This is a genomic window from Cryobacterium sp. 10I5 (assembly GCF_035019865.1).
GTDB lineage: Bacteria > Actinomycetota > Actinomycetes > Actinomycetales > Microbacteriaceae > Cryobacterium > Cryobacterium breve_A.
In genome coordinates this window covers 65,411-84,738 of the sequence record NZ_JASJVI010000008.1, presented here as the reverse complement: position 1 = coordinate 84,738, position 19,328 = coordinate 65,411, and the positions used below count along the sequence as shown (strand labels likewise).

Here is a 19,328-nt window from a genome sequence, read left to right as displayed (position 1 = left end):
GCTTGGGGTGGCGGGGGTGGGGTTCGTCATCAGTGGGCTCCTCCCAGCACGGCGGCGGCGCTGGCGAGCAGGATGCCGACCGGGTTCGCGACGAAGGCGACGACGGCGCAGGTCGCAAGAGCGAGCACGAGGGGCAGCAGCGGCCCGTGGGTCGACCGGTCCGGTGCGATCACGACGTCGACGACGTCCACGGCGACGGTGTCGGGGAACGGGGAGGTCACGCGGATGTTGGAGGTCATGGGGAAGGGTTCGGGGGCGCCTGCGCCGGTGGTGCCGTCGATATCGGCTTCTACCTCGCGCCGCGACAGGATCGTGGCCGCACGGTCCGCCTCCGATTCGTCGCCCGGCGCGGTCGGGTGTGCCGTTGTCGCTCCCGGCGCGTGGTCCGGCAGGGTCGGCGGGGTGTGGTCTAGGGAATCGTGCGGTGAACCGATCGTGAGCGCGACGGTGAGCCGGGTGAGGCTCGCGAAGATCACGAGGAGGAGGACGAGGGCGATACCGACGACGATGCCCATGCCTGCGGACCAGCCGGCGAGGATGATGCCGACCTCCGAGAAGAAGATGCTGAACGGGGGAAAGCCGAGGAGGGCCGCCATCGCGACGAGCCACGGGATCGCAAGGCCGGGGCGGCGCACGAGCAGCGCCCGGACGTTCGCGATCTTCGGCGTGCCCTCGACCTCGAGGATCCGGCCGGAGACGACGAAGAGGGTCGCCTTCACGAGGCCGTGGCCGAGCATGTAGAGCAGCACCGCCGGAAGGGCGGCGGCGCCGATTGCGGCGCCGATCGCCATCAGGCCCATGTGCTCGATGCTCGAGTATGCGAGCATCCGCTTGAAATCGCGCTGGCGGATCAGTAGGGCGGCTGCGACGAACAGGGAGAGCAGGCCGGCCACGCTGAGCATCGCCCGGAGGAAGTCCGGGCCGATCACGGCGTCTGTGATGGTCTGCACCCGCAGGATCGCGTAGAGCGCCACCGCGAGCAGCACACCGCTCATCAGGCCGGACACCGGTGCGGGGGCCTGGCTGTGGGCGTCCGGCAGCCAGCTGTGCATCGGTGCGAGACCGGCCTTGGTGGCGAAGCCGAGCACCGCGAGGGCGCCGCCCGCGCGGACGAGGGCGGGGTCGAGCGGCAGGCCAGGCTGGCTGAGCACGAGCCAGGACAGCGTAGCCTCTCCGGTGGCCCGGGAGGCTGCGTAGATGAGGAGGATGCCGAGCAGGGCGATCGCGACGCCGACGGAACCCAGGATCACGTACTTCCAGGAGGCCTCGAGCGACTTGCCGGTGCGGTGCGCGCCGACGAGGAACGCGGTCGTGATCGTCGTCGCCTCGATCGAAGCCCACATCAGGCCGATGTTGTCTGCGACGACGGCGAGCGACATGGCGGCGAGGAACACCGAGATCAGGCCGTCGTATGACCCCGCCCAGCGTGCGGGAGTCTGCGAGTGGCCACCGCCGCCGAGTCCGCCCCAGGTCGCGACGAGGCCGATGGCGCCGACGACCGTGAGGAGGTAGGCCGAGAGGGCGTCGGCGCGGAGCACGCCGCCGAGCGTCGGCACCTGGTCGTGCAGCACGGCGACGTCGAGGAGGATTCCGGAGCCGAGCACGGCCAGGCTCGAGGCGATCGGGCCGAGCCGACGCAGCGGCGCGGACGGAACCGTGAGGCTCAGGAGCGCGAACAGCACCGGGAAGGCGAGCGGGGTCCAGAGGGCGAAGGACAGGGACGATGCGAGGGACGGGGCCATCAGTCGTGCAACTTTCTCAGCTGGTCGATGTCCGTATTGCCGAACTTGTTGTGCATCCGCCCCGCAAAGACGTAGAGGATCATCACGACGAGGAGCACGTCGAGGGAGATGCCGAGCTCGAGCACGAGCGGGACGCCCCCGCTGGTCAGGAAGGCGACGGTCGCGATGCCGTTGTCGAGCACGAGGAAGCCGATCAGCTGCGAGCGCGCCTGGCGGCGCGTGACGAGGAGCAGGAAGCCGATCAGCACCATGGCGAGCCCGATCGGGGCGGCGTGCGCGGAGATGCTGGTGTCCCGGGCGAGCACCCGGCTCGAGACGACGTAGGCGAGGATCGTGAGCAGGGCCACGGTCAGGAGCGAAGCCGTGGGGTTGAGGCGCGGGGCCTCATCCGTTCGGGTCGTCGCCTTCGACTCGTGGGCGAGCACCCACGGCAGGCCGAGGCCCTTGACGAGCAGCACGAGCACGGCCACGAGGATGACCTCGAGCTCGCCCTTCTGCACGCCGATCACGGCGACGAGCGCGGCGAGGGCGAGGCCCTGCACGGCGAGCAGGCGGATCGAGGCGAGCATCGAGTGCCGCCAGACCATCAGCGCGCTCGTGAGCAGCAGCGTGCCGGTGCAGAGTCCGATGAGTTGCGGGTAGGTGGTTTCGAACACGGATGCTCCTAAGCGACCAGGTAGGAGGCGGTCACGGCGAGCAGGGCGAGGGCGAACGACCCCGCGAGAAGCTCGGGCACGCTGAACAGGCGCGCCTTGGCGAGGAAGACCTCGCCGACGCTCAGCGCGGTGCCCAGGGCGAGCACCTTGGCGGCAACGAAGAAGGCGCCGAGGAGGAGGCCCGGAACGGTGAAGTCGGTGAGCACGCCCCACGGCACGATGAGGTTGCCGAGCAGGCCGAGCAGGGCGGCGAGCTTGAGCCAGGAACCGAGCTCGAGCCAGGCCAGGTCGCGACCGGAGCTCTCGAGCACCATGGCCTCGTGCAGCATCGTGAGCTCAAGGTGGGTCGAGGGGTTGTCGATGGGCAGCCGGCTCGTCTCGGCCATGATCGCGATCGCCAGGGCGACCATCGCGAGCAGGCTCACGGGGGAGATGATCACGGCGGGCGTCTGGAGCCGGGTTTGCACGATGAGCGACAGGGTCGAACTGCCGGCCGGGATGGAGAGGGCGTAGATCGAGAGCAGCAGGGTCGGCTCGACAAGGGCCGCGACCGTCATGTGCCTGCTCGAACCCATCCCGCCGAACGCGGTGCCGCCGTCGAGGCCGACGAGGGCGAGCGCCACGACGCCGATCAGCATGACCGAGACGATGACGAAGAGGTCGCTCGGGATGAGGGGGAGCGCGAGGGTGCCGACGAGGGGGAGCAGCACGCAGAGCAGCAGGCTCGAGACGAGCAGCACGATCGGGCCGACGGACAGCATCCAGCTCGAGTCCGCCGCGTGCACCGGTTCCTTGGCGAGCAGTTTGCGCACGTCACGCCAGGGCTGCCAGATTCCGGCGCCCGCCCTGCCCTCGAGCCGGGCGCGGACCTGGCGGATCACGCCGATCAGGAGCGGGGCGAGGAAGATGAAGAGCGCTAGCTGCAGCACGGCCATCAGGATCGGGGCGCCGATGCCCGCCCAGGTGAGTTCGACGGCGCGCGCAGCGGTGCCCGTGCTCGCGCCCGGCATCGTGCCCAGGACGAGGCTCACTGCCGTGCCGACGGGCATCACAGGGACACCGCGATCAGCACGACGAGCAGGGCGGCGAACGAATAGCCGAGGTAGCGGTGGATGCTGCCGTCCTGGGCGCGCCGGGCGAGGACGCCGAAGCGCTGGGCCGCGTTCAGGACCGGGCGGTAGAGCCGGGTTTCGATGACATCGGAGACGGTCTGTTCGACGTGCACCTTCTCGACGAGGTAGCGGGATTCGCCGACGTGGGTGACCTCGACGTCGCGCGACGGCCGGAGCACGTCGTCGAACACCCGCACGAGTGGTTCGGCGTATGAGGTCGCGGTGTACTGCATCCGCGGCCGGAGCCGCGAGCCTCCGCCTGCCCACGGCAGCGGGTCGACCCGGGTGGGGTGGCGGCGGGAGCCGAGGGCGACGATCACGAGGATCGGTACGAGCACGAGTGCCGCGAGGATGACGAGGGTGCCCGGGTCGAGCACGACGTCGATGCCGGCGAAACTGACGCCGGCGAGGCCGACGGTACGTACGTCGGGAACGATGGCGGGGCCGACGGCTGCGGCGATTCCCGCGGAGAGCGGGCCGGGCACGAGGCCGAGGCCGACGACGGCGAGGGCGCCGAGCGCGAGCGGGATCCGCATCACCCAGGGCACCTCGCAGGCGATGCTCGCCTTCCGGGAGCGCGGCCGGGCGAGGAACGCGATGCCGTATGCCTTGACGAAGGTGAGCAGGGCGAGGCCGGCGGTGAGGGCGAGCACGGCGACGGCGAGCGGCATCGCGATCGACGCGGCGACGGAGACGACCTCGCCGTCGAGGCGGGCGCCGTGGATCAGGGACTGCAGCAGCATCCATTCGGCGACGAAGCCGCTCGTGATCGGAAGTGAGGCCGCGCTGAGGCTCGCGAGGCCGAACGCGCCGGCCGTCCACGGCATCCGCTTGCCGAGGCCGCCGAGCCGGTCGAGGTTGAGCTCGCCGGTCGCGTGGGCGACGGCGCCCGCGCCGAGGAAGAGGGTCGTCTTGAACGCGGCGTGACTCACCATGAGGAGCAGTGCCGCGACGAGCGCGGCGTCGGCGGCCGCCGTCGCGTGGTAGCCGCGCAACAGCACGGATGCCCCGAGGCCGAGGAAGACGAGCCCCATGTTCTCGGTGGTCGAGTAGGCCAGCAGCACCTTGAGGTCGCTCGCGACGGAGGCCTGCAGGATTCCATAGACGGCGGACACGCCGCCGAGCACGAGGATGAGCACGCCCCACCACGGCGGGCCGGAGGGCAGCAGGCGCACGCAGACGAGGAGCGCGCCGTAGACGCCGATCTTGACCATCGCACCGCTCATCGCCGCGGCGACATGGCTCGGCGCCTCCGGAAGCACCCGGGGGACCCAGACGTGCAGCGGCACGAGTTCCGCCTTGCCGCCGAAGCCGAGGAGGAGGAGCACGAACGCGAGGTTCGCCGGCCAGGAGCCTTCCTGCACGGTCGCGAGTGTCTGGAAGCCCGTGCCGCCGGTGGCCGCGACGAGCACGCCGAAGCCGGCGAGAACGAAGAAGAAGCTCAGCTGGGACATCGCCGAATACCAGATCGCGGCGGAGTAAACGGTGCTCCGGCTCGCGTGGTCGGCGAGGAGGAGCACGGTGGAGCCGAGGGTCATGATCTCCCAGAGCAGCAGGAAGGACAGGACGTCCGTCGCGGCCGGTACCAGCTGCATGCCGCCGAGGAAGACGGCCATGGCCGCCCACGAGGTGCGGGAGGCCTCCGCGCCGCGGGCCGAGCCGATCCCGAAGAGGGAGACGAGGGCGCCGACCGCGGAGACGACGAGCATGAACAGGCCGCCGAGCCGGTCGGGGGAGAGCACGAGGGGGTCGATCGGGAGCGCGAGCGGGATGTTCAGGGCGCCATTCGCCCCACCGAGTGCGGCAGCTCCCGTGACGATGCCCGCGACACCGAGAAGGGCGCAGAGCGCGCCGGTCGCGCGGGAACGCCAGGACACGGGGCAGAGCAGGCCGGTCGCCACAGCGGCGAGGGCGAGCAGGGCCTGGAGGACGAGGCCGGACTGGACGACGTTCATCGGCCGGTCATCCGGCGGAGGGCGTCGACGATGGCGGCCGGCTCGGGCGGAGTGCCGGGGACGGCGAGGTCGACGTGCACGAAGTCGGACACGGAGCCGGCGACACCGTAGCCGTCTGCGAAGACGCCGCCCGTGATCGCGCAGTCGCCGACGGCGATGATAAAGCGGGGGGTGGGGGTCGCGACGACCGTGCGCCGGAGCGGTTCGATCATGTTCCGGGTCACCGACCCGCAGATCAGCAGCACGTCAGCATGCCGGGGCGAGGCGACGAGCCGCACGCCGTAGCGCTCGACGTCGTAGACCGGGCCGAAGGCGCTCGACACTTCCTGGGCGCAGTCGTTGCAGCCGCCGGCGTTGATGAAGCGCACCTGGATGCTCCCGCCGAAGATCCCGGCGCCGGGGAAGAGGGCGGGGGCCGGCGGAGCCTGCTCCGCGATCCGTCCGCTGCGACGGATGAGCGAGGTCAGTTTGGTGACGCTCATCGGGGGACCACGCCGCGAAACATCATTACTTCTTTATATACCTATATGATGAATTTATCAAATAGATTGTGGACAAGGCGCGGCGTGGACAAGGCGCGGCGTGGACAAGGCTCGGTGCGGGGCGGTCGTCCCGCCGGGCTCAGGCCTCGTCGTCGATATCGACGTCGACACGGTTCGCCGGGCCGCGCTCCCGGGTGACCCGGTCGAGCAGCGGGGTGATCCGATAGGGGATCAGCTCGCCCATGGCGAGTGAGGTCTCCGTGCGGTCGACACCCTCGCACGCGAGGATGGTGCCGTCGATGCGGAACAGGTCGTCGGCATCCGTGCACACGACAAGAACGAGCAGGTCTGTCGATCCGCTCATGCCGTGCGCCTGGACGATCTCAGGGATCTGGGTGAGTTCTGCGACGATCTGGCTGAGCCGCTTCTGCTGCAGGTGCACCTGGATGAACGCCGTCAGAGGGTGGCCGAGGGCGATGGGATTGATGCGGCGATCGAAGGCCAGGAAGGCGTTGGATTCCTCGAGGCGCGCCATCCGTGCCTGCACGGTGTTCCTGGACAATCCCAGCCGCTGGGCGAGAGCGACGAAGGTACTGCGCGGCTCGACGCAGAGGGCGCGGAGGAGTTGGAGGTCGACCCTGTCCAGACTGTGCATAACGCATGAGATTAGCACGCAGAAGGCCCACAGAATAGGGCAAAGTGACTAATGGGACGCCCCGTAAGGGCGCATCCGCTCGGGGTGCGTGGCGCGGACGCGGTCGGGCACCCGGTCGCTCCCCGGCGGTTTTAGCGGGGCCCGTTCTCTTGACCGGCGGCAGCCGCCGGAGCAGAGTGAGGTGCATGAGCGCAACCGGTTCGATCCAGAGTCCCGCGCAGACCGCCGCCGTGCTCGGGGGCGGCCCGTTCGTGCACCTCGACGGCGCGCTGCATGCGAGCTACCGCACGAGTGATTTCGCCTCGGCGGTGCGTCTCCTCGACCGCGTCGCCGAGGCGGCGGATGCCGCGGGGCACCACCCCGACGTCGAACTCGGCTACGGCAGGGTCGCCTTCCGGCTCCGCTCGCACGACCTCGGAGGCGTGACCGAACGCGACCTCCGGCTCGCCCTGCAGATCCAGGCGCTCGCGAACGAGCTCGGTGCGGAAGGTCTGGTCGTGACGCCTGCCCGCTACGACGTCGCGATCGACTGCACGAATGCCGACTCGATCCGCCCGTTCTGGCGCGTGGGCCTCGGGTACGTCGAACTGGCGGCGGACGGGGACGGCGACGTCGACCTTGTCGACCCGGCGGGACACGGGCCGCGGGTCTGGTTCCAGCACATGGAGATCACCCGGAGCGACCGGAATCGTATCCATCTCGACGTCTACGTGCCCGGCGACGACGCCGAGGACCGGGTTCGCGCGATCGTCGAGGCCGGGGGCACGCTGCTCACCGACGAGCACGCCCCCGAGTGGTGGGTGCTCGCCGACGTCGAGGGCAACGAACTCTGCGTCTGCACCTCGAGCTACTGAACCCGGAAGCTACTGAACCCGGAAGCTACTGGACCCAGGAGCTCCTGAAACCGGGTCAGGCGGCGGCGGAGGCGAGCGTCTTCTCGATCGCGCCGACGAGTTCGGGAGATTCGGGTTCGACGGTCGAGGCGAAGCGGTCCACGATCTCGCCCTCCGAGTTCACGAGGAACTTCTCGAAATTCCACTTGACGAGGCCGGGCAGCAGGCCGGACTTGAACTTGGTGAGCTGGGCATAGAGCGGATGCTGGTGCTTGCCCCGCACATCCACCTTGTCGGTCATCGGGAAGGTGACACCGTAGTTGAGCTGGCAGAACGCCTCGATGTCGGCGGCCTCCCCGGGCTCCTGGCCCATGAACTGGTTGCACGGCAGGCCGAGGACGACGAGGCCGTCGTCCTTGAACCGGTCGTAGAGAGCCTCGAGGCCCGCATACTGGGGCGTGAAACCGCACTTGGATGCGACATTGACCACGAGAACGGTCTTGCCGCGGAAGTCGGCGAAGGTCGTCTCCGTGCCGTCGATGAGGGTGAGCGGGGCGTCGTACAGGGGGGAAGAAGAAGGCATAATCGCAGGCTATTAGCGAAGTCTCCAAGACGGCTGGGGATGGCTCGGGGACGGCCTGGCGACTGCAGGAGGCGGCGGGCGGCCCGCATGCGGTAGAATTGTGCTTTGACAGCGCGATTCAACGGCCATCCACAGCTGCGCTTTCACTTCACGCTCTGCGGTTCCACACACCCGGATGGCTTTCCACGGCTTCGCCTAAGTCGAATGAGGCTCACGGCCTCGCGACCTGACGCGCGCATCACCTTTTGATTTGCATAACCCCGTCACCACGGCTGCCGGATAGACCCGGCGCCGGCTATGAGACCGGCTGCCCTGTGCGCGGTTTCGCCAAGAAATGAGTTTATTTAATTGACTAAGCACGAACTCGACCTGAACAGCCCGCCGTCCCTCGTTAAGCGGGGACTGCGCGTCATCCCCCTCGGCGGCCTCGGCGAGATCGGTCGCAACATGACCGTCTTCGAACACAAGGGCAAGCTGCTCATCGTCGACTGCGGGGTGCTGTTCCCCGAGGAGACCCAGCCCGGCGTCAACGTGATCCTGCCCGACTTCTCCTACATCCGCGGCCGGATGCAGGACGTCGTCGCCGTCGTCCTGACCCACGGCCACGAGGACCACATCGGCGGTGTGCCCTACCTCCTCCGCGAGCGTGCGGACATCCCCGTCGTCGGCAGCGAGCTCACCCTCGCCTTCGTGAGTGCCAAGCTCGAAGAACACCGGATCACCCCGAAGCTCCAGCAGGTCAAGGAAGGCCAGCGTCGCAGCTTCGGCCCGTTCGACCTCGAATTCCTCGCGGTCAACCACTCCATCCCCGACGGACTCGCCGTCGCGATCCGCACCGAGGCCGGCCTCGTGCTCGCGACCGGTGACTTCAAGATGGACCAGTTCCCCCTCGACAACCGCCTCACCGACCTCCCCGGCTTCGCCCGTCTCGGCGAAGAGGGCGTCGACCTCTTCATGACGGACTCGACCAACGCCGAGGTTCCCGGCTTCACGATGACCGAGGAAGACATCCGCCCGGCCATCGACTCGGTCTTCCGCACCGCACCGCGCCGCATCATCGTGTCGAGCTTCGCGAGCCACGTGCACCGCATCCAGCAGGTCATCGACGCCTCGGCGAGGCACAACCGCAAGGTTGCCTTCGTCGGCCGCTCGATGGTGCGCAACATGGCCATCGCCGAGAAGCTCGGCTTCCTGCACGTCCCGAAGGGCCTCATCGTCGACGTCAAGGCGCTCGAGCGGATGAAGGACAGCCAGGTCACGATGATCTGCACCGGGTCCCAGGGCGAGCCGATGGCCGCCCTCTCCCGGATGGCGAACCGCGAACACACCATCAAGATCGGCGAAGGCGACACCGTCCTCCTGGCGAGCTCCCTCATCCCCGGCAACGAGAACTCGATCTACCGGGTCATCAACGGCCTCACCCGCTGGGGAGCCAACGTCGTGCACAAGGGCAACGCCAAGGTGCACGTCTCCGGCCACGCGAGCGCCGGCGAGCTCGTCTACTGCTACAACCTCGTCAAGCCCAAGAACGTCATGCCGATCCACGGCGAATGGCGCCACCTCAAGGCCAACGCCGAGCTCGCGATCCGCACCGGTGTCCCTGAGGCGCAGGTGCTCGTCGTCGAAGACGGCGTGGTCGTCGACCTCGTCGACGGCGTCGCCAAGATCGTCGGCCGCGTTCAGGCCGAGATCGTCCTCGTCGACGGCATGACCGTCGGGGGCGTCGCCTCCGAGGAAGCCCTCGCCGACCGCGTGCAGCTCTCCAACGACGGCGCCGTCACGATCCTCGGCATTCTCGACACCCGCACCGGCGCACTCGTCGAGCCGGTCGAGTTCATCGCCCGCGGCTTCGTGCAGGACAACGCCTGGATCCAGGGCGCGACGAAGTCCATCGACGACGCCCTCCGCGCCGCCAACAAGGTCAAGATCGTCGACGGGCCCGAGCTCGAAGAGCTCTTCACCCAGAGCGTCACCCGGTGGATGCAGCGCAAGTACCGCCGCATCCCGGTGATCACCTCGGTCGTCGTCGACGCCTAGCCGACAACCCGAAGGCGGATGCCGGTGGACCCGCGGGTCCGGCGGCATCCGCCTTCTTCGTACCACTCGTCCAGAAACGGAAGCCATAGTCGTACCATGACAATTTCATCGTCCAGCAGGAAGAAGGGCCGCCGACTCCGCCGTCGTTCCATCGTCCTGATCGCGATGGGAATCATCGTCGCCGTCATCGCGACCGTTGTGACCGTCGTAGTCGTGAACCTGCCCGACGACCTCGAGATCGGCCGGTTGTCCCAGAAGAGCAACCTCTACGCGACCACGAGCGATGGCTCGTCCCGCCTGCTTGCGTCGTTCTACGACCAGAACAGGGTCGAGGTGGCGTTCGACGCGATCAGCCCGTTCGTGAAGGACGCTGCGACCTCCGGAGAAGACCCCGGGTTCTACGAACATGGCGGCGTCGACATCTGGGGCACCGTCACGGGCATCGTCGCGACCGTCTTCACCGGCACCACCCGGGGCGGCTCCTCGATCACCCAGCAGTACGTCAAGAACGTGCTCGTGCAGAAGTGCGAAGCCCTCACCGACGACACGGAGCGCGCGGACTGCTACAACACGGCCACCGAGGCGAGCCCCGACCGCAAGCTCAAGGAGATGAGCCTCGCGATCGGGCTCGAGAAGAAGTACTCCAAGGACGAGATCCTGCGCCAGTACCTGAACATCACGGGCTTCGGCGGCTCCGTCTACGGAATCGAATCCGCGGCGAGCTACTACTTCAACACCACGGCGGCCAAGCTCACGTTGCCGCAGGCCGCGAGCCTCGTCGCGATCGTGAACAACCCGGTCAAATTCCAGCTCGACAAGCCGGACAGCGCGACGAACGGGGCGGCCAACGGCTACGCCGACAACAAGGGCAGGCGCGATTACATCCTCGATGCGATGCTCGAGCACGGCAAGATCAGCCAGGCAGATCACGACGCCGCGATCAATGCTCCGATCGAGCCGACTATCACTGAACCGAGCACGGGCTGCCAGACCGCGGGCGGCAGCGCCTACTTTTGCGACCTCGTCGTGCACACACTCCGCACCGATCCCGCCTTCGGGAAGGACGCGGAGACCCGCCTGGCCAATTTCCGGCTCGGCGGCTACCAGGTCACCACGACGCTCGACCTGGACCTGCAGATCGCCGCAGAGACCACGATGAAAGAGAACGTGCCGGACACCTTCCCCGGGTGGGACGTCGGCGGGGTCATCACGAGTGTGGAGGTCGGCACCGGGCGGGTGCTCGACATGACCCAGAACAAGGACTACAGCCAGGACCCGGCCGTGCAGGCGATCGGTGACAACTACAGCGGCATCAACTACAACACCGACCTCGACCAGGGCGGCTCCAACGGTTTCCAGACCGGGTCCACGTACAAGGTCTTCACCCTCGCCGAATGGCTCAACACGGGTCACTCCCTGGCCGACTCCGTCAGTTCCCGGCCCCGGTCGAACTGGGGCACCTTCGAGGACAGTTGCAACGGCCCGCAGTCCTACCCGGACTTCAACCCGAAGAACGACTCCTCGTCCGAGAACGGCTCGTACAGCTCGGCGCTGCAATCGACCATCCAGTCCATCAACACGGGCTTCATCGGCATGGCGAAGGAACTCGACCTGTGCGCCATCCGCAAGACGGCCGAAGCATTCGGTGTGCACCGTGCCGACGGGAATGCGCTCGAACAGGGTGCGGCATCCGTTCTCGGCACGAACGAGATCGCGCCCCTCACGATGGCGGCAGCGTATGCGGGGATCGCCAATAACGGCGTGACGTGCACGCCCATCGTGATCGACAAGATCACCGGGCCGGACGGCGCGGATATTCCCGCGCCGACGTCGAACTGCGCCCAGTCCGTGAGCACGGACGTCGCCGCGGCGATGGACTACGCCATGCAACGGGTCATGACGAGCGGAACGGCGGCGGCCTCCTACCGCGCCACCACGCCACGGGTGCCGATGATCGGCAAGACCGGCACCACAGACGACAACAAGGACACCTGGATGAGCGGGGCGAGCACGAAGGTCGCCACCGTCGTCGGGGTCGTGAACGTGTCGGGCGACGGCCGTGACCAGCGGACGACGTACTTCGACAGCGGCCAGGCCGCGACCGCCCGGCACCGGATGTGGCCGGATGTCATGAGCGTTGCAAACGAGAAGTACGGCGGGGACAGCTTCCCGGTGCCGCCGAGGAGCATGACCCGCTGACGAGGACCCCTGCGGCGCGGTTGAGTTGCGGGAAAGACACCCTCCCGGGCTCGGCGAGGGTGTTTTCCCCGCAACTCAACGAGGGGGAGCGGATGCCCCGGGCCCGGACTACGCGGCGGGTGCCGGCTCGAGGGCGCCGGCGGCGAGGTCCTCGAGCATCAGCTCCGGGTGGTCGCGGACCGTGTTGCGCAGCCGCCACGGGGTGCTGAACAGGGCGAGCAGGGTACCGTCGGATCGCATCAGCACCTCGACCTGCCTGTCGTGGCCGAGGATCTCGGCGCTCTCCCGGTTGGTGCGGCGGGCGATCTGGTACGGGAGCGATTCCGAACGGATCGCGGCGCCGAAGTCGTGTGTCATGCGTTCCTCGACGACCTCGAACTGCATCGGGCCGACGGCGCCGAGCACCGGGGCCTGGTCCCCGCGCAGGTCGCTGCGGAGCACCTGGATGACACCCTCGTGGTCGAGCTGGTCGATGCCGCGCCGGAACTGCTTGTGCTTGCTGCTGTCGGCGGAGCGCACGGCACGGAAGTGCTCGGGAGCGAACATCGGCAGCGGGGGGAACTCAACGGGTTCGCTCTCGAAGATCGAGTCGCCGACGCGGAGCGCCGACGCGTTGACGAGCCCGACGATGTCGCCGGGCCAGGCCTCGTCGGCCACTTCGCGTTCGCGTCCGAAGAGGTGCTGGGCGTACTTTGTCGCGAAAGGCCGGCCGGTCGCCGCGTGGGTGACGATCATTCCGCGGCGGAACTGGCCGGAGCACACCCGCACGAACGCGACGTAGTCCCGGTGTGAGGCGTTCATGCCCGACTGCACCTTGAACACGAAGCCGGAGAACGGCGAAGCGACGGCGCGGTGCCCGCCGGCCGCGTCGACACGGGCCTCCGCCGCCGGGGCGAAGTCCACGAGGGTGTCGAGGATGTGCTGCACGCCGAAGTTGAGCACCGCGGCGGCGAACAGCACCGGCGTTGTCTCGTTGGCGAGGAACCTGGCCTCGTCGTGATCCTGGTCTTCTTCGCCGAGCAGTTCGGATTCCTCGGTCGCGGTGACCCAGGCCTCCCCCTCCTGAGCTGCTGCCACATCGAACGGTACCCGGTCGCTGTCGGCGGCGGTCGCGCCGCCCGCCGTGCGGGTGAAGCGGATGAATTCCTCGGTCGAACGGTCGATGACCCCGCGGAAGTCTCCGGCGATTCCGACCGGCCAGGTCAACGGCGTCGGAAGGAGCCCGGTGCGGGTGCGGATCTCGTCCATCAGGGCGAGGGCGTCGAGCCCGGGCCGGTCCCACTTGTTGATCACCGTGATCACGGGGAGGTTGCGCTGGCGGCAGACGTCGAAGAGCTTCATGGTCTGCACCTCGAGCCCCTTGCTCGCGTCGACGAGCATCACGGCCGCGTCGACGGCGGACAGGACCCGATAGGTGTCCTCGGAGAAGTCGGCGTGGCCGGGGGTGTCGACGAGGTTGATCACGCTGTCGCGGTACTCGAACTGGATCGCCGCGCTCGTCACCGAGATGCCACGGGCCTGCTCCATGGCCATCCAGTCGCTCACGGTTCCGCGTCGGCCCGCCTTGCCGTGGGTCGCGCCCGCGGTCGTGATGGCGTGCGCGTGCAGGAGGAGTGCTTCGGTGAGGGTCGACTTTCCCGCGTCGGGGTGGCTGATCACGGCGAAGGTGCGGCGCCTGCGCGCCTCTGCGGTGATCTCGGTCGCGGGTGCGCCGGTCGTCGGCACGCCGGTGGTGGGCTGCGTCATGGATCCTTCTTTCGCGGCTGATTCGTTCGGGCTCACGCCTGCTCAGAAGGCCGTAACCGGAATCGTTCCCGTACAACTCTATCCGGCGTGGCGCGGCGACCTCGCGGCAGATGCCCAGCATCCGTTTTGATAACGGTTCCGGCGTGTCCTTTCCGTCTGCCGAATCGCGGGTTACTCTTAGCTTTGGGGCCAAACCCAGCAGTAGCGGTACGCAGTAGCGGTAAGGAGTGACGGATGACCCAGCCAGGCATTCAGGATTCCGAGCGCACTCGCGACGCGGCCTCGTCCGACGTCGTCGCGCATCGGCTCCAGGGTCCGCCGCCGATCTCCGTCTCGATCCCGGTCCAGCCCGACGGGCGCCTTCCGCGTGTCGGCGCCCGGCGCACCATCGCAGACACCGACCTCTCCGTGCACCCGGTCGCCCTCGGCTCGAGCGTCTTCGGCTGGACGGCCGACGGCGAGACGAGCCACCGCATCCTCGACCGGCACCGCGCGCTCGGCGGCAACTTCCTCGATACCGCGGACAGCTACACCTCCGGGCGGAGCGAAGTGATCATCGGGTCCTGGCTGCGCACCCGCAAGGCGCGCGACAGCACCGTGATCGCCACCAAGATCGGCAAGAACCGGGACAACCCCGGGCTGTCCTCCCGGAGCATCATCGGCGCCGTGCAGGCGTCGCTCGACCGGCTCGGCACCGATTACATCGATCTGCTGCACTTCCACTTCGACGACCCGACCGTTCCGCTCGAGGAGAGCCTCGGTGCCGTCGACGTGCTGATGCGCAGCGGCCAGGTGCGGTACCTCGCCGCCTCGAACTTCTCCGGGGAGCGCCTCATGGAGGCCCGCATCCTGGCCGCGAACGGCCTGCCGCGCTTTGTCGCCCTGCAGACCGAGTACAGCCTGCTCCGGCGCGCCGGCTACGAGTCTTCGCTGTCCCTCGTGACCCGGGCCCAGGGTCTCGCGGTGCTGCCGTACTTCTCCCTCGCGCACGGTTTCCTGGCCGGTCGGTACCGCTCCAAGGCCGACCTGCACAGCACGACGAGGGATGCCCGCGCCGCGAAGCACCTGAGCAGGCCCGGGCTGCGGGTCCTCAGCGTCGTAGACCGCATCGCGGCCGACCACGATACCGGGGCCGCATCGATCGCGCTCGCGTGGCTGCTCGCCCAGGCCGGGGTGACCGCACCCGTCGCGGGTGCCAGCCAGCCGGACCAGGTGGATGCCCTCATCGCGGCCGCCGGAATCCGGCTCACCCGCAGCGACATGGTCGATCTCGAACGAGTGTCCGGGCTCGCTGCCTCGCGCTGACGCCGACGCCGCCCAACGCTCGAATCCGGTTCCGCGAGGCACTCTGACGCCGTCGGTACCGTGACGTAGGGTGGTGATGTCATGAACAGCGCCGTTGAATTTCCCCTCACCCTCGCCGAGTTGTCCTTTAAAGCAGCCGGTGAATCCGTCGTGCGCCGGACCGTGCTCCCGAGCGGTGTCCGCATCCTCAGCGAGCACGTCCCCGGCAGCCGGAGCCTGACGATCGGCTACTGGGTCGCCGTCGGCTCCCGCGACGAAGAGCCGGAACATTACGGCTCCACCCACTTCCTCGAACACCTTCTCTTCAAGGGCACGGCCACGCGCAGCGCCCTCGACATCGCGATCGCCTTCGACTCGGTCGGCGGAGAGCACAACGCGATGACCGCGAAGGAATACACCTGCTACTACGCGAAGGTGCGCGACCGCGACCTGCCGATGGCGGTCGAGGTGCTCACCGACATGCTCACCTCGTCCACGATCGACCCGGTCGAATTCGAGACCGAACGCGGTGTGATCCTCGAGGAACTCGCCATGGCCGACGATGATCCGGCGGATGTCGCGAACGAGCGCTTCTTCGAAGCCGTGATGGGCAAGCATCCGCTCGGACGCCCGATCGGCGGCAACCCCGACACGATCAGGGCGGCTACCCCGGAGGCCGTGCTCGCGCACTACCGGGCCAACTATCGTCCGCAAGACCTCGTCGTCACCGTCGCCGGCGCCGTCGACCACGACGTGCTCGTGGCCGACGTGACGCGGGCGCTGTACCGTGCCGGCTGGGACCTCAACGAGAACGCCTCACCGGTCGGCCGTCGCAACGGGCAGCCAGCAGAGATCCGCCAGGGCAGCGCGGTCACGGTCGTTCGGCGTCCCCTCGAGCAGGCGAACCTGCTTCTCGGGTTCCCCGGGCTGCTCGCCACCGACGATCGCCGTGTGACGATGAGCGTACTCACCTCCATCTTCGGCGGCGGCATGTCCTCCCGCCTGTTCCAGGAGGTGCGCGAGAAGCGCGGGCTCGCGTATTCCGTGTACTCATTCGCCCCCGGCTACTCCGACGCCGGCCTGTTCGGGATGTACGCGGGCTGCACGCCGGCGAAGGCGGGCCAGGTGGCCGAGTTGCTGCTGAGCGAACTGAACCGGCTGGCCGAGTACGGCGTGACCGCCGACGAAATGAGGCGTGCGTCCGGGCAGCTCTCCGGGGCATCCGCACTGGCCCTTGAGGACTCCGACACTCGGATGTCCCGGCTCGGCCGGGCCGAGATCACCCTCGGCGAGTTCGTCGACCTCGATGTGGCGCTGGGCCGGCTCGCCCGGGTCACCGCGGACGACGTGCAGGCCCTCGCCGTCGAACTCGCCGCCGGCCCGCTCTCCATCGCCGCCGTCGGTGCGCTCGACGAGGACGTCTTCGCAGGAATCGTGCCTGCCTCCGCCCAGCCCTGATCCAACGGGCACCTGGCCCTGCATCACCCGGCCGTGCGGCCGAACGCCCCGAACCGAAAGAGATCCCGTTGCCCCACTACATCTACCTGGTTCGCCACGGCGAGCAACAGGATGCCGAACACGGCCTGCCCGACGGGCCGCTCTCGGCGCGCGGCAAACGGCAGGCGCAGCTGATCGCGGAACGCCTCGGCGGCGTGCCGTTCACCGACGCCTGGCACTCGCCCTTGCAGCGCGCGGCCGAGACCGCAGAGATCGTCGCCGGCCGGCTGCCCTCGCTCACCCCGGTGCCCTCCCCGCTGCTCTTCGACTGCATCCCGACCGGGATGGCGCCGGAGACGCCCGCCGCATACGCCCCGTTCTTCGGGGCAGTCACCGAGGAGGAAATCGAGGCCGGCCGTGCCCAGATGGACGACGCGGTCGCCGAGTTCCTGCAGCCCCGCCGGGGCGAACGCCACGAACTGCTGATCACGCACAACTTCGTCATCGGCTGGTTCGTGCGCGCGGTTCTCGGGGCTCCGGACTGGCGCTGGATCAGTATCAATCAGGCCAACTGCGGCCTCACCGTCCTGCTGCAGAAGCCGGGCCGCCCGTGGACTCTCGTCACCCACAACGACACCGGGCACCTGCCCGTCGAGATGCGCACCGGATTGCCCGACCCGCTGCTGTACTAGCCGGCGAGACCCCGTCCTAGCTGCGAGCGAGGCCCTTCCGGTACCAGTTGGTGGCGTTCGGATTGTCGTTGTACGGCGGGCAGTCCTCGAAGCCGGCGCTCCGGTAGAGCGCGCCGGCGGCCTGCAGGCTCGCGTTCGTGTCGAGAACGAGCTCGGCAGCTCCGAACAGGCGTGCCCGCCGCTCGAGTTCGGCGAGCAGCGCCCGCCCCCAGCCCCTCCCGCGGGTGCCGGGCTGCAGCCAGAGGTGCTTGACCTCGTAGCGGGCGCCTTCGGCGGGTGTGTCCCCGATCCGACGGATGCCGCCGCACCCGACCCAGGCTTGCTCCGGGTTCCGGCTCGGCTCGCCGACGAGCAGGAAGACACCCTGCGGTGGCAGGAAGTCCCCTGCCACCGGGAAAGTCGTACGGTAGGCGCCCTGGTCGGCGGGAAAGCTCGACTGCCGATCACTGAAGTAGGCCGTGAGGAGGGCGAGGGAACCGGCATCCGTCACGGATACCTCGCGGAAGACGGGGCCTGGTGCTGTCGGGGTCGCTGGCATGCCACAAGGCTACGTCGGAGAACCCGGCCTGCCCAGTTCGCGCCCGGTCGTTCGGCGTCCGGATGCCGGATTGCCGGATGGCCGGTTGGTAGATTAGTCGTATGACAACACGGGTGGCCATCGTCGGCGTTACGGGCACGATGGGCCGCCTGATCAGCGAGCTCGTCGACCAGACAGAGGGGTACCGGCTGCACGCCGGCCTCGACTCGCGCAGCCCGCTCTCCGACATGCTCGGGGCGGATGTCGTCGTCGACGTCACCCTGCCGGGCGTGAGCCAGAGCGTCGTCGACTTCGCCGTCGACAACGGCATCCGGGTGCTCGTCGGCACCTCCGGCTGGTCCCAGGCCCGCATCACGACCCTCGAGCGGCGGATCCGCGGCCGGGACGACACCGGCGTCGTGATCATGCCGAACTTCTCGATCGGTTCGGTCGTCGCGACCGCCGTCTCTGCCATGCTCGCCCGGCTCTTCGACTCGATCGAGATCGTCGAAACGCACCAGGCCGCGAAGGTCGACTCTCCCTCTGGCACGGCGGTCCGCACCGCCGAACTCATCGGTCTCGCACGCACCGAGCTCGGCCCGGTGTCCGCACCGCACAACGACCAGCGTGCCCGCGGCCAGCAGGTGTCGAGCGTTCCCGTGCACAGCCTCCGCCTCGACGGCGTGCTCGCCAGGCAGGACGTCATCTTCGGCGGGGCTGGCGAGACCGTCACGATCTCGCACAACACGCTGTCCGCCAACGCCTACCGGCGCGGCATCCTGCTCGCCCTCGACGCCGCCCGCACGGCCGTCGGCGTGACCGTCGGCCTCGACCAGGTCGTCGACCTCGGCCTCGGCGCGCCCCCCACCCCGCCGACGCCGATCGTTGCCATCGCCGCGGAACCCGACCTCGACAACGTGCCCGAGATCGACGCCGACTCCGAGGTCTTCGAATGAAGGGTCGCATCGGCGCCGGAATGATGGCGATCCTGCTCGCCTTCTACCTGGTGCTCGTCGGCTGGCGTGCGGTGCTTTTCCTGCAGAGTGGCGAAGCGGTCGGCATCGCGATCGGCGTGGCGCTGCTGGTGCTGCCCCTGATCGGGATCTGGGCGCTCGTGCTCGAGGTCACCTTCGGCTCCCGCTCGGCCCGGCTCGTTCGCCTGCTCGAGGCGAGCGGAGAGCTCCCGGTCGAGACGCTGCCGATCCGCGCGAGCGGGCGCCCGGTGAGGGACGCGGCCGACGCGGACTTCCCGCAGTACCGTGACGCCGTCGACGCGGCGCCGGAGGACTGGAAGGCCTGGTTCCGGCTGGGCCTCGCGTACGACGCCTCCGGGGACCGTAAGCGCGCCCGCGGCGCCATCCGCACCGCAATCGCCCTCGAGCGCTCCGCCGCCTGACC

17 protein-coding genes are annotated in these 19,328 nt (G+C 68.8%); 8 read left to right on the top strand and 9 right to left on the bottom strand.

Going from position 1 to position 19,328, the window contains the following annotated elements; genetic code table 11:
* Positions 1 to 29 precede the first annotated feature (29 nt).
* The 6 genes from QN350_RS04715 to QN350_RS04690 form a co-directional block, all read right to left on the bottom strand.
* Positions 30 to 1,742: a proton-conducting transporter membrane subunit gene (locus tag QN350_RS04715; protein WP_322139396.1), complete on the bottom strand. Its 1,713-nt coding sequence runs from the start codon at positions 1,740 to 1,742 to the stop codon at positions 30 to 32.
* Complete coding sequence (locus tag QN350_RS04710) at positions 1,742 to 2,398, bottom strand: hypothetical protein (RefSeq protein ID WP_322139397.1); 657 nt, start codon at positions 2,396 to 2,398, stop codon at positions 1,742 to 1,744. The genes QN350_RS04715 and QN350_RS04710 overlap by 1 nt, the downstream gene beginning before the upstream one ends.
* An 8-nt stretch (positions 2,399 to 2,406) precedes the next feature.
* Positions 2,407 to 3,447, bottom strand: a complete 1,041-nt coding sequence (locus QN350_RS04705) for a respiratory chain complex I subunit 1 family protein (RefSeq protein ID WP_322139398.1) — start codon at positions 3,445 to 3,447, stop codon at positions 2,407 to 2,409.
* Complete coding sequence (locus QN350_RS04700; protein ID WP_322139399.1) at positions 3,447 to 5,465, bottom strand: proton-conducting transporter membrane subunit; 2,019 nt, start codon at positions 5,463 to 5,465, stop codon at positions 3,447 to 3,449. The genes QN350_RS04705 and QN350_RS04700 overlap by 1 nt, the downstream gene beginning before the upstream one ends.
* Positions 5,462 to 5,947, bottom strand: a complete 486-nt coding sequence (locus QN350_RS04695; RefSeq protein ID WP_322139400.1) for an oxidoreductase — start codon at positions 5,945 to 5,947, stop codon at positions 5,462 to 5,464. The genes QN350_RS04700 and QN350_RS04695 overlap by 4 nt, the downstream gene beginning before the upstream one ends.
* Before the next feature lie 139 nt (positions 5,948 to 6,086).
* A complete protein-coding gene (locus QN350_RS04690) occupies positions 6,087 to 6,602 on the bottom strand; it encodes an Lrp/AsnC family transcriptional regulator (RefSeq protein ID WP_281534393.1) in 516 nt (171 codons plus the stop codon).
* Between the two features lie 185 nt (positions 6,603 to 6,787).
* Between QN350_RS04690 and QN350_RS04685 the strand changes: the two genes are divergently transcribed.
* On the top strand, positions 6,788 to 7,456 hold the full coding sequence (locus QN350_RS04685) for a VOC family protein (RefSeq protein WP_322139401.1): 669 nt from the start codon (positions 6,788 to 6,790) through the stop codon (positions 7,454 to 7,456).
* A gap of 55 nt (positions 7,457 to 7,511) precedes the next feature.
* On the opposite strand, the gene QN350_RS04680 is transcribed toward QN350_RS04685, so the two are convergent.
* Entirely contained in the window at positions 7,512 to 8,018 is a 507-nt protein-coding gene (locus QN350_RS04680; RefSeq protein ID WP_322139402.1) for a glutathione peroxidase, read from the bottom strand.
* A 348-nt stretch (positions 8,019 to 8,366) separates the two neighbouring features.
* Here QN350_RS04680 and QN350_RS04675 point away from each other — a divergent pair, with 348 nt between their 5' ends.
* Together QN350_RS04675 and QN350_RS04670 are read left to right on the top strand one after the other, a co-directional pair.
* A complete protein-coding gene (locus QN350_RS04675) occupies positions 8,367 to 10,055 on the top strand; it encodes a ribonuclease J (protein ID WP_281534397.1) in 1,689 nt (562 codons plus the stop codon).
* Positions 10,056 to 10,151: 96 nt separating this feature from the next.
* Positions 10,152 to 12,254, top strand: coding sequence for a transglycosylase domain-containing protein (locus QN350_RS04670; RefSeq protein ID WP_322139403.1), 2,103 nt, complete (start codon positions 10,152 to 10,154; stop codon positions 12,252 to 12,254).
* 108 nt (positions 12,255 to 12,362) lie between these two features.
* Here QN350_RS04670 and QN350_RS04665 read toward each other — a convergent pair whose 3' ends face one another.
* Positions 12,363 to 14,000 carry a peptide chain release factor 3 gene (locus QN350_RS04665; protein WP_322139404.1) on the bottom strand — a complete coding sequence of 546 codons (1,638 nt, stop codon included), beginning with the start codon at positions 13,998 to 14,000 and terminating at the stop codon, positions 12,363 to 12,365.
* Between the two features lie 234 nt (positions 14,001 to 14,234).
* Here QN350_RS04665 and QN350_RS04660 point away from each other — a divergent pair, with 234 nt between their 5' ends.
* The 3 genes from QN350_RS04660 (at position 14,235) to QN350_RS04650 (ending at position 17,413) form a co-directional block, all read left to right on the top strand.
* Positions 14,235 to 15,305: an aldo/keto reductase gene (locus tag QN350_RS04660; RefSeq protein WP_281534399.1), complete on the top strand. Its 1,071-nt coding sequence runs from the start codon at positions 14,235 to 14,237 to the stop codon at positions 15,303 to 15,305.
* Between the two features lie 81 nt (positions 15,306 to 15,386).
* Complete coding sequence (locus QN350_RS04655; RefSeq protein ID WP_323502922.1) at positions 15,387 to 16,742, top strand: pitrilysin family protein; 1,356 nt, start codon at positions 15,387 to 15,389, stop codon at positions 16,740 to 16,742.
* 68 nt (positions 16,743 to 16,810) lie between these two features.
* On the top strand, positions 16,811 to 17,413 hold the full coding sequence (locus QN350_RS04650) for a histidine phosphatase family protein (protein ID WP_134446926.1): 603 nt from the start codon (positions 16,811 to 16,813) through the stop codon (positions 17,411 to 17,413).
* A 16-nt stretch (positions 17,414 to 17,429) separates the two neighbouring features.
* On the opposite strand, the gene QN350_RS04645 is transcribed toward QN350_RS04650, so the two are convergent.
* Positions 17,430 to 17,951, bottom strand: coding sequence for an N-acetyltransferase (locus QN350_RS04645; RefSeq protein WP_322139406.1), 522 nt, complete (start codon positions 17,949 to 17,951; stop codon positions 17,430 to 17,432).
* 101 nt (positions 17,952 to 18,052) lie between these two features.
* Here QN350_RS04645 and dapB point away from each other — a divergent pair, with 101 nt between their 5' ends.
* Together dapB and QN350_RS04635 are read left to right on the top strand one after the other, a co-directional pair.
* The gene (dapB, locus tag QN350_RS04640; RefSeq protein WP_322139407.1) at positions 18,053 to 18,886 is read left to right on the top strand and encodes a 4-hydroxy-tetrahydrodipicolinate reductase; all 834 of its coding nucleotides are present in this window, start codon (positions 18,053 to 18,055) and stop codon (positions 18,884 to 18,886) included.
* Entirely contained in the window at positions 18,883 to 19,326 is a 444-nt protein-coding gene (locus tag QN350_RS04635) for a tetratricopeptide repeat protein (RefSeq protein WP_322139408.1), read from the top strand. The genes dapB and QN350_RS04635 overlap by 4 nt, the downstream gene beginning before the upstream one ends.
* The last annotated feature ends 2 nt before the right edge of the window (positions 19,327 to 19,328 follow it).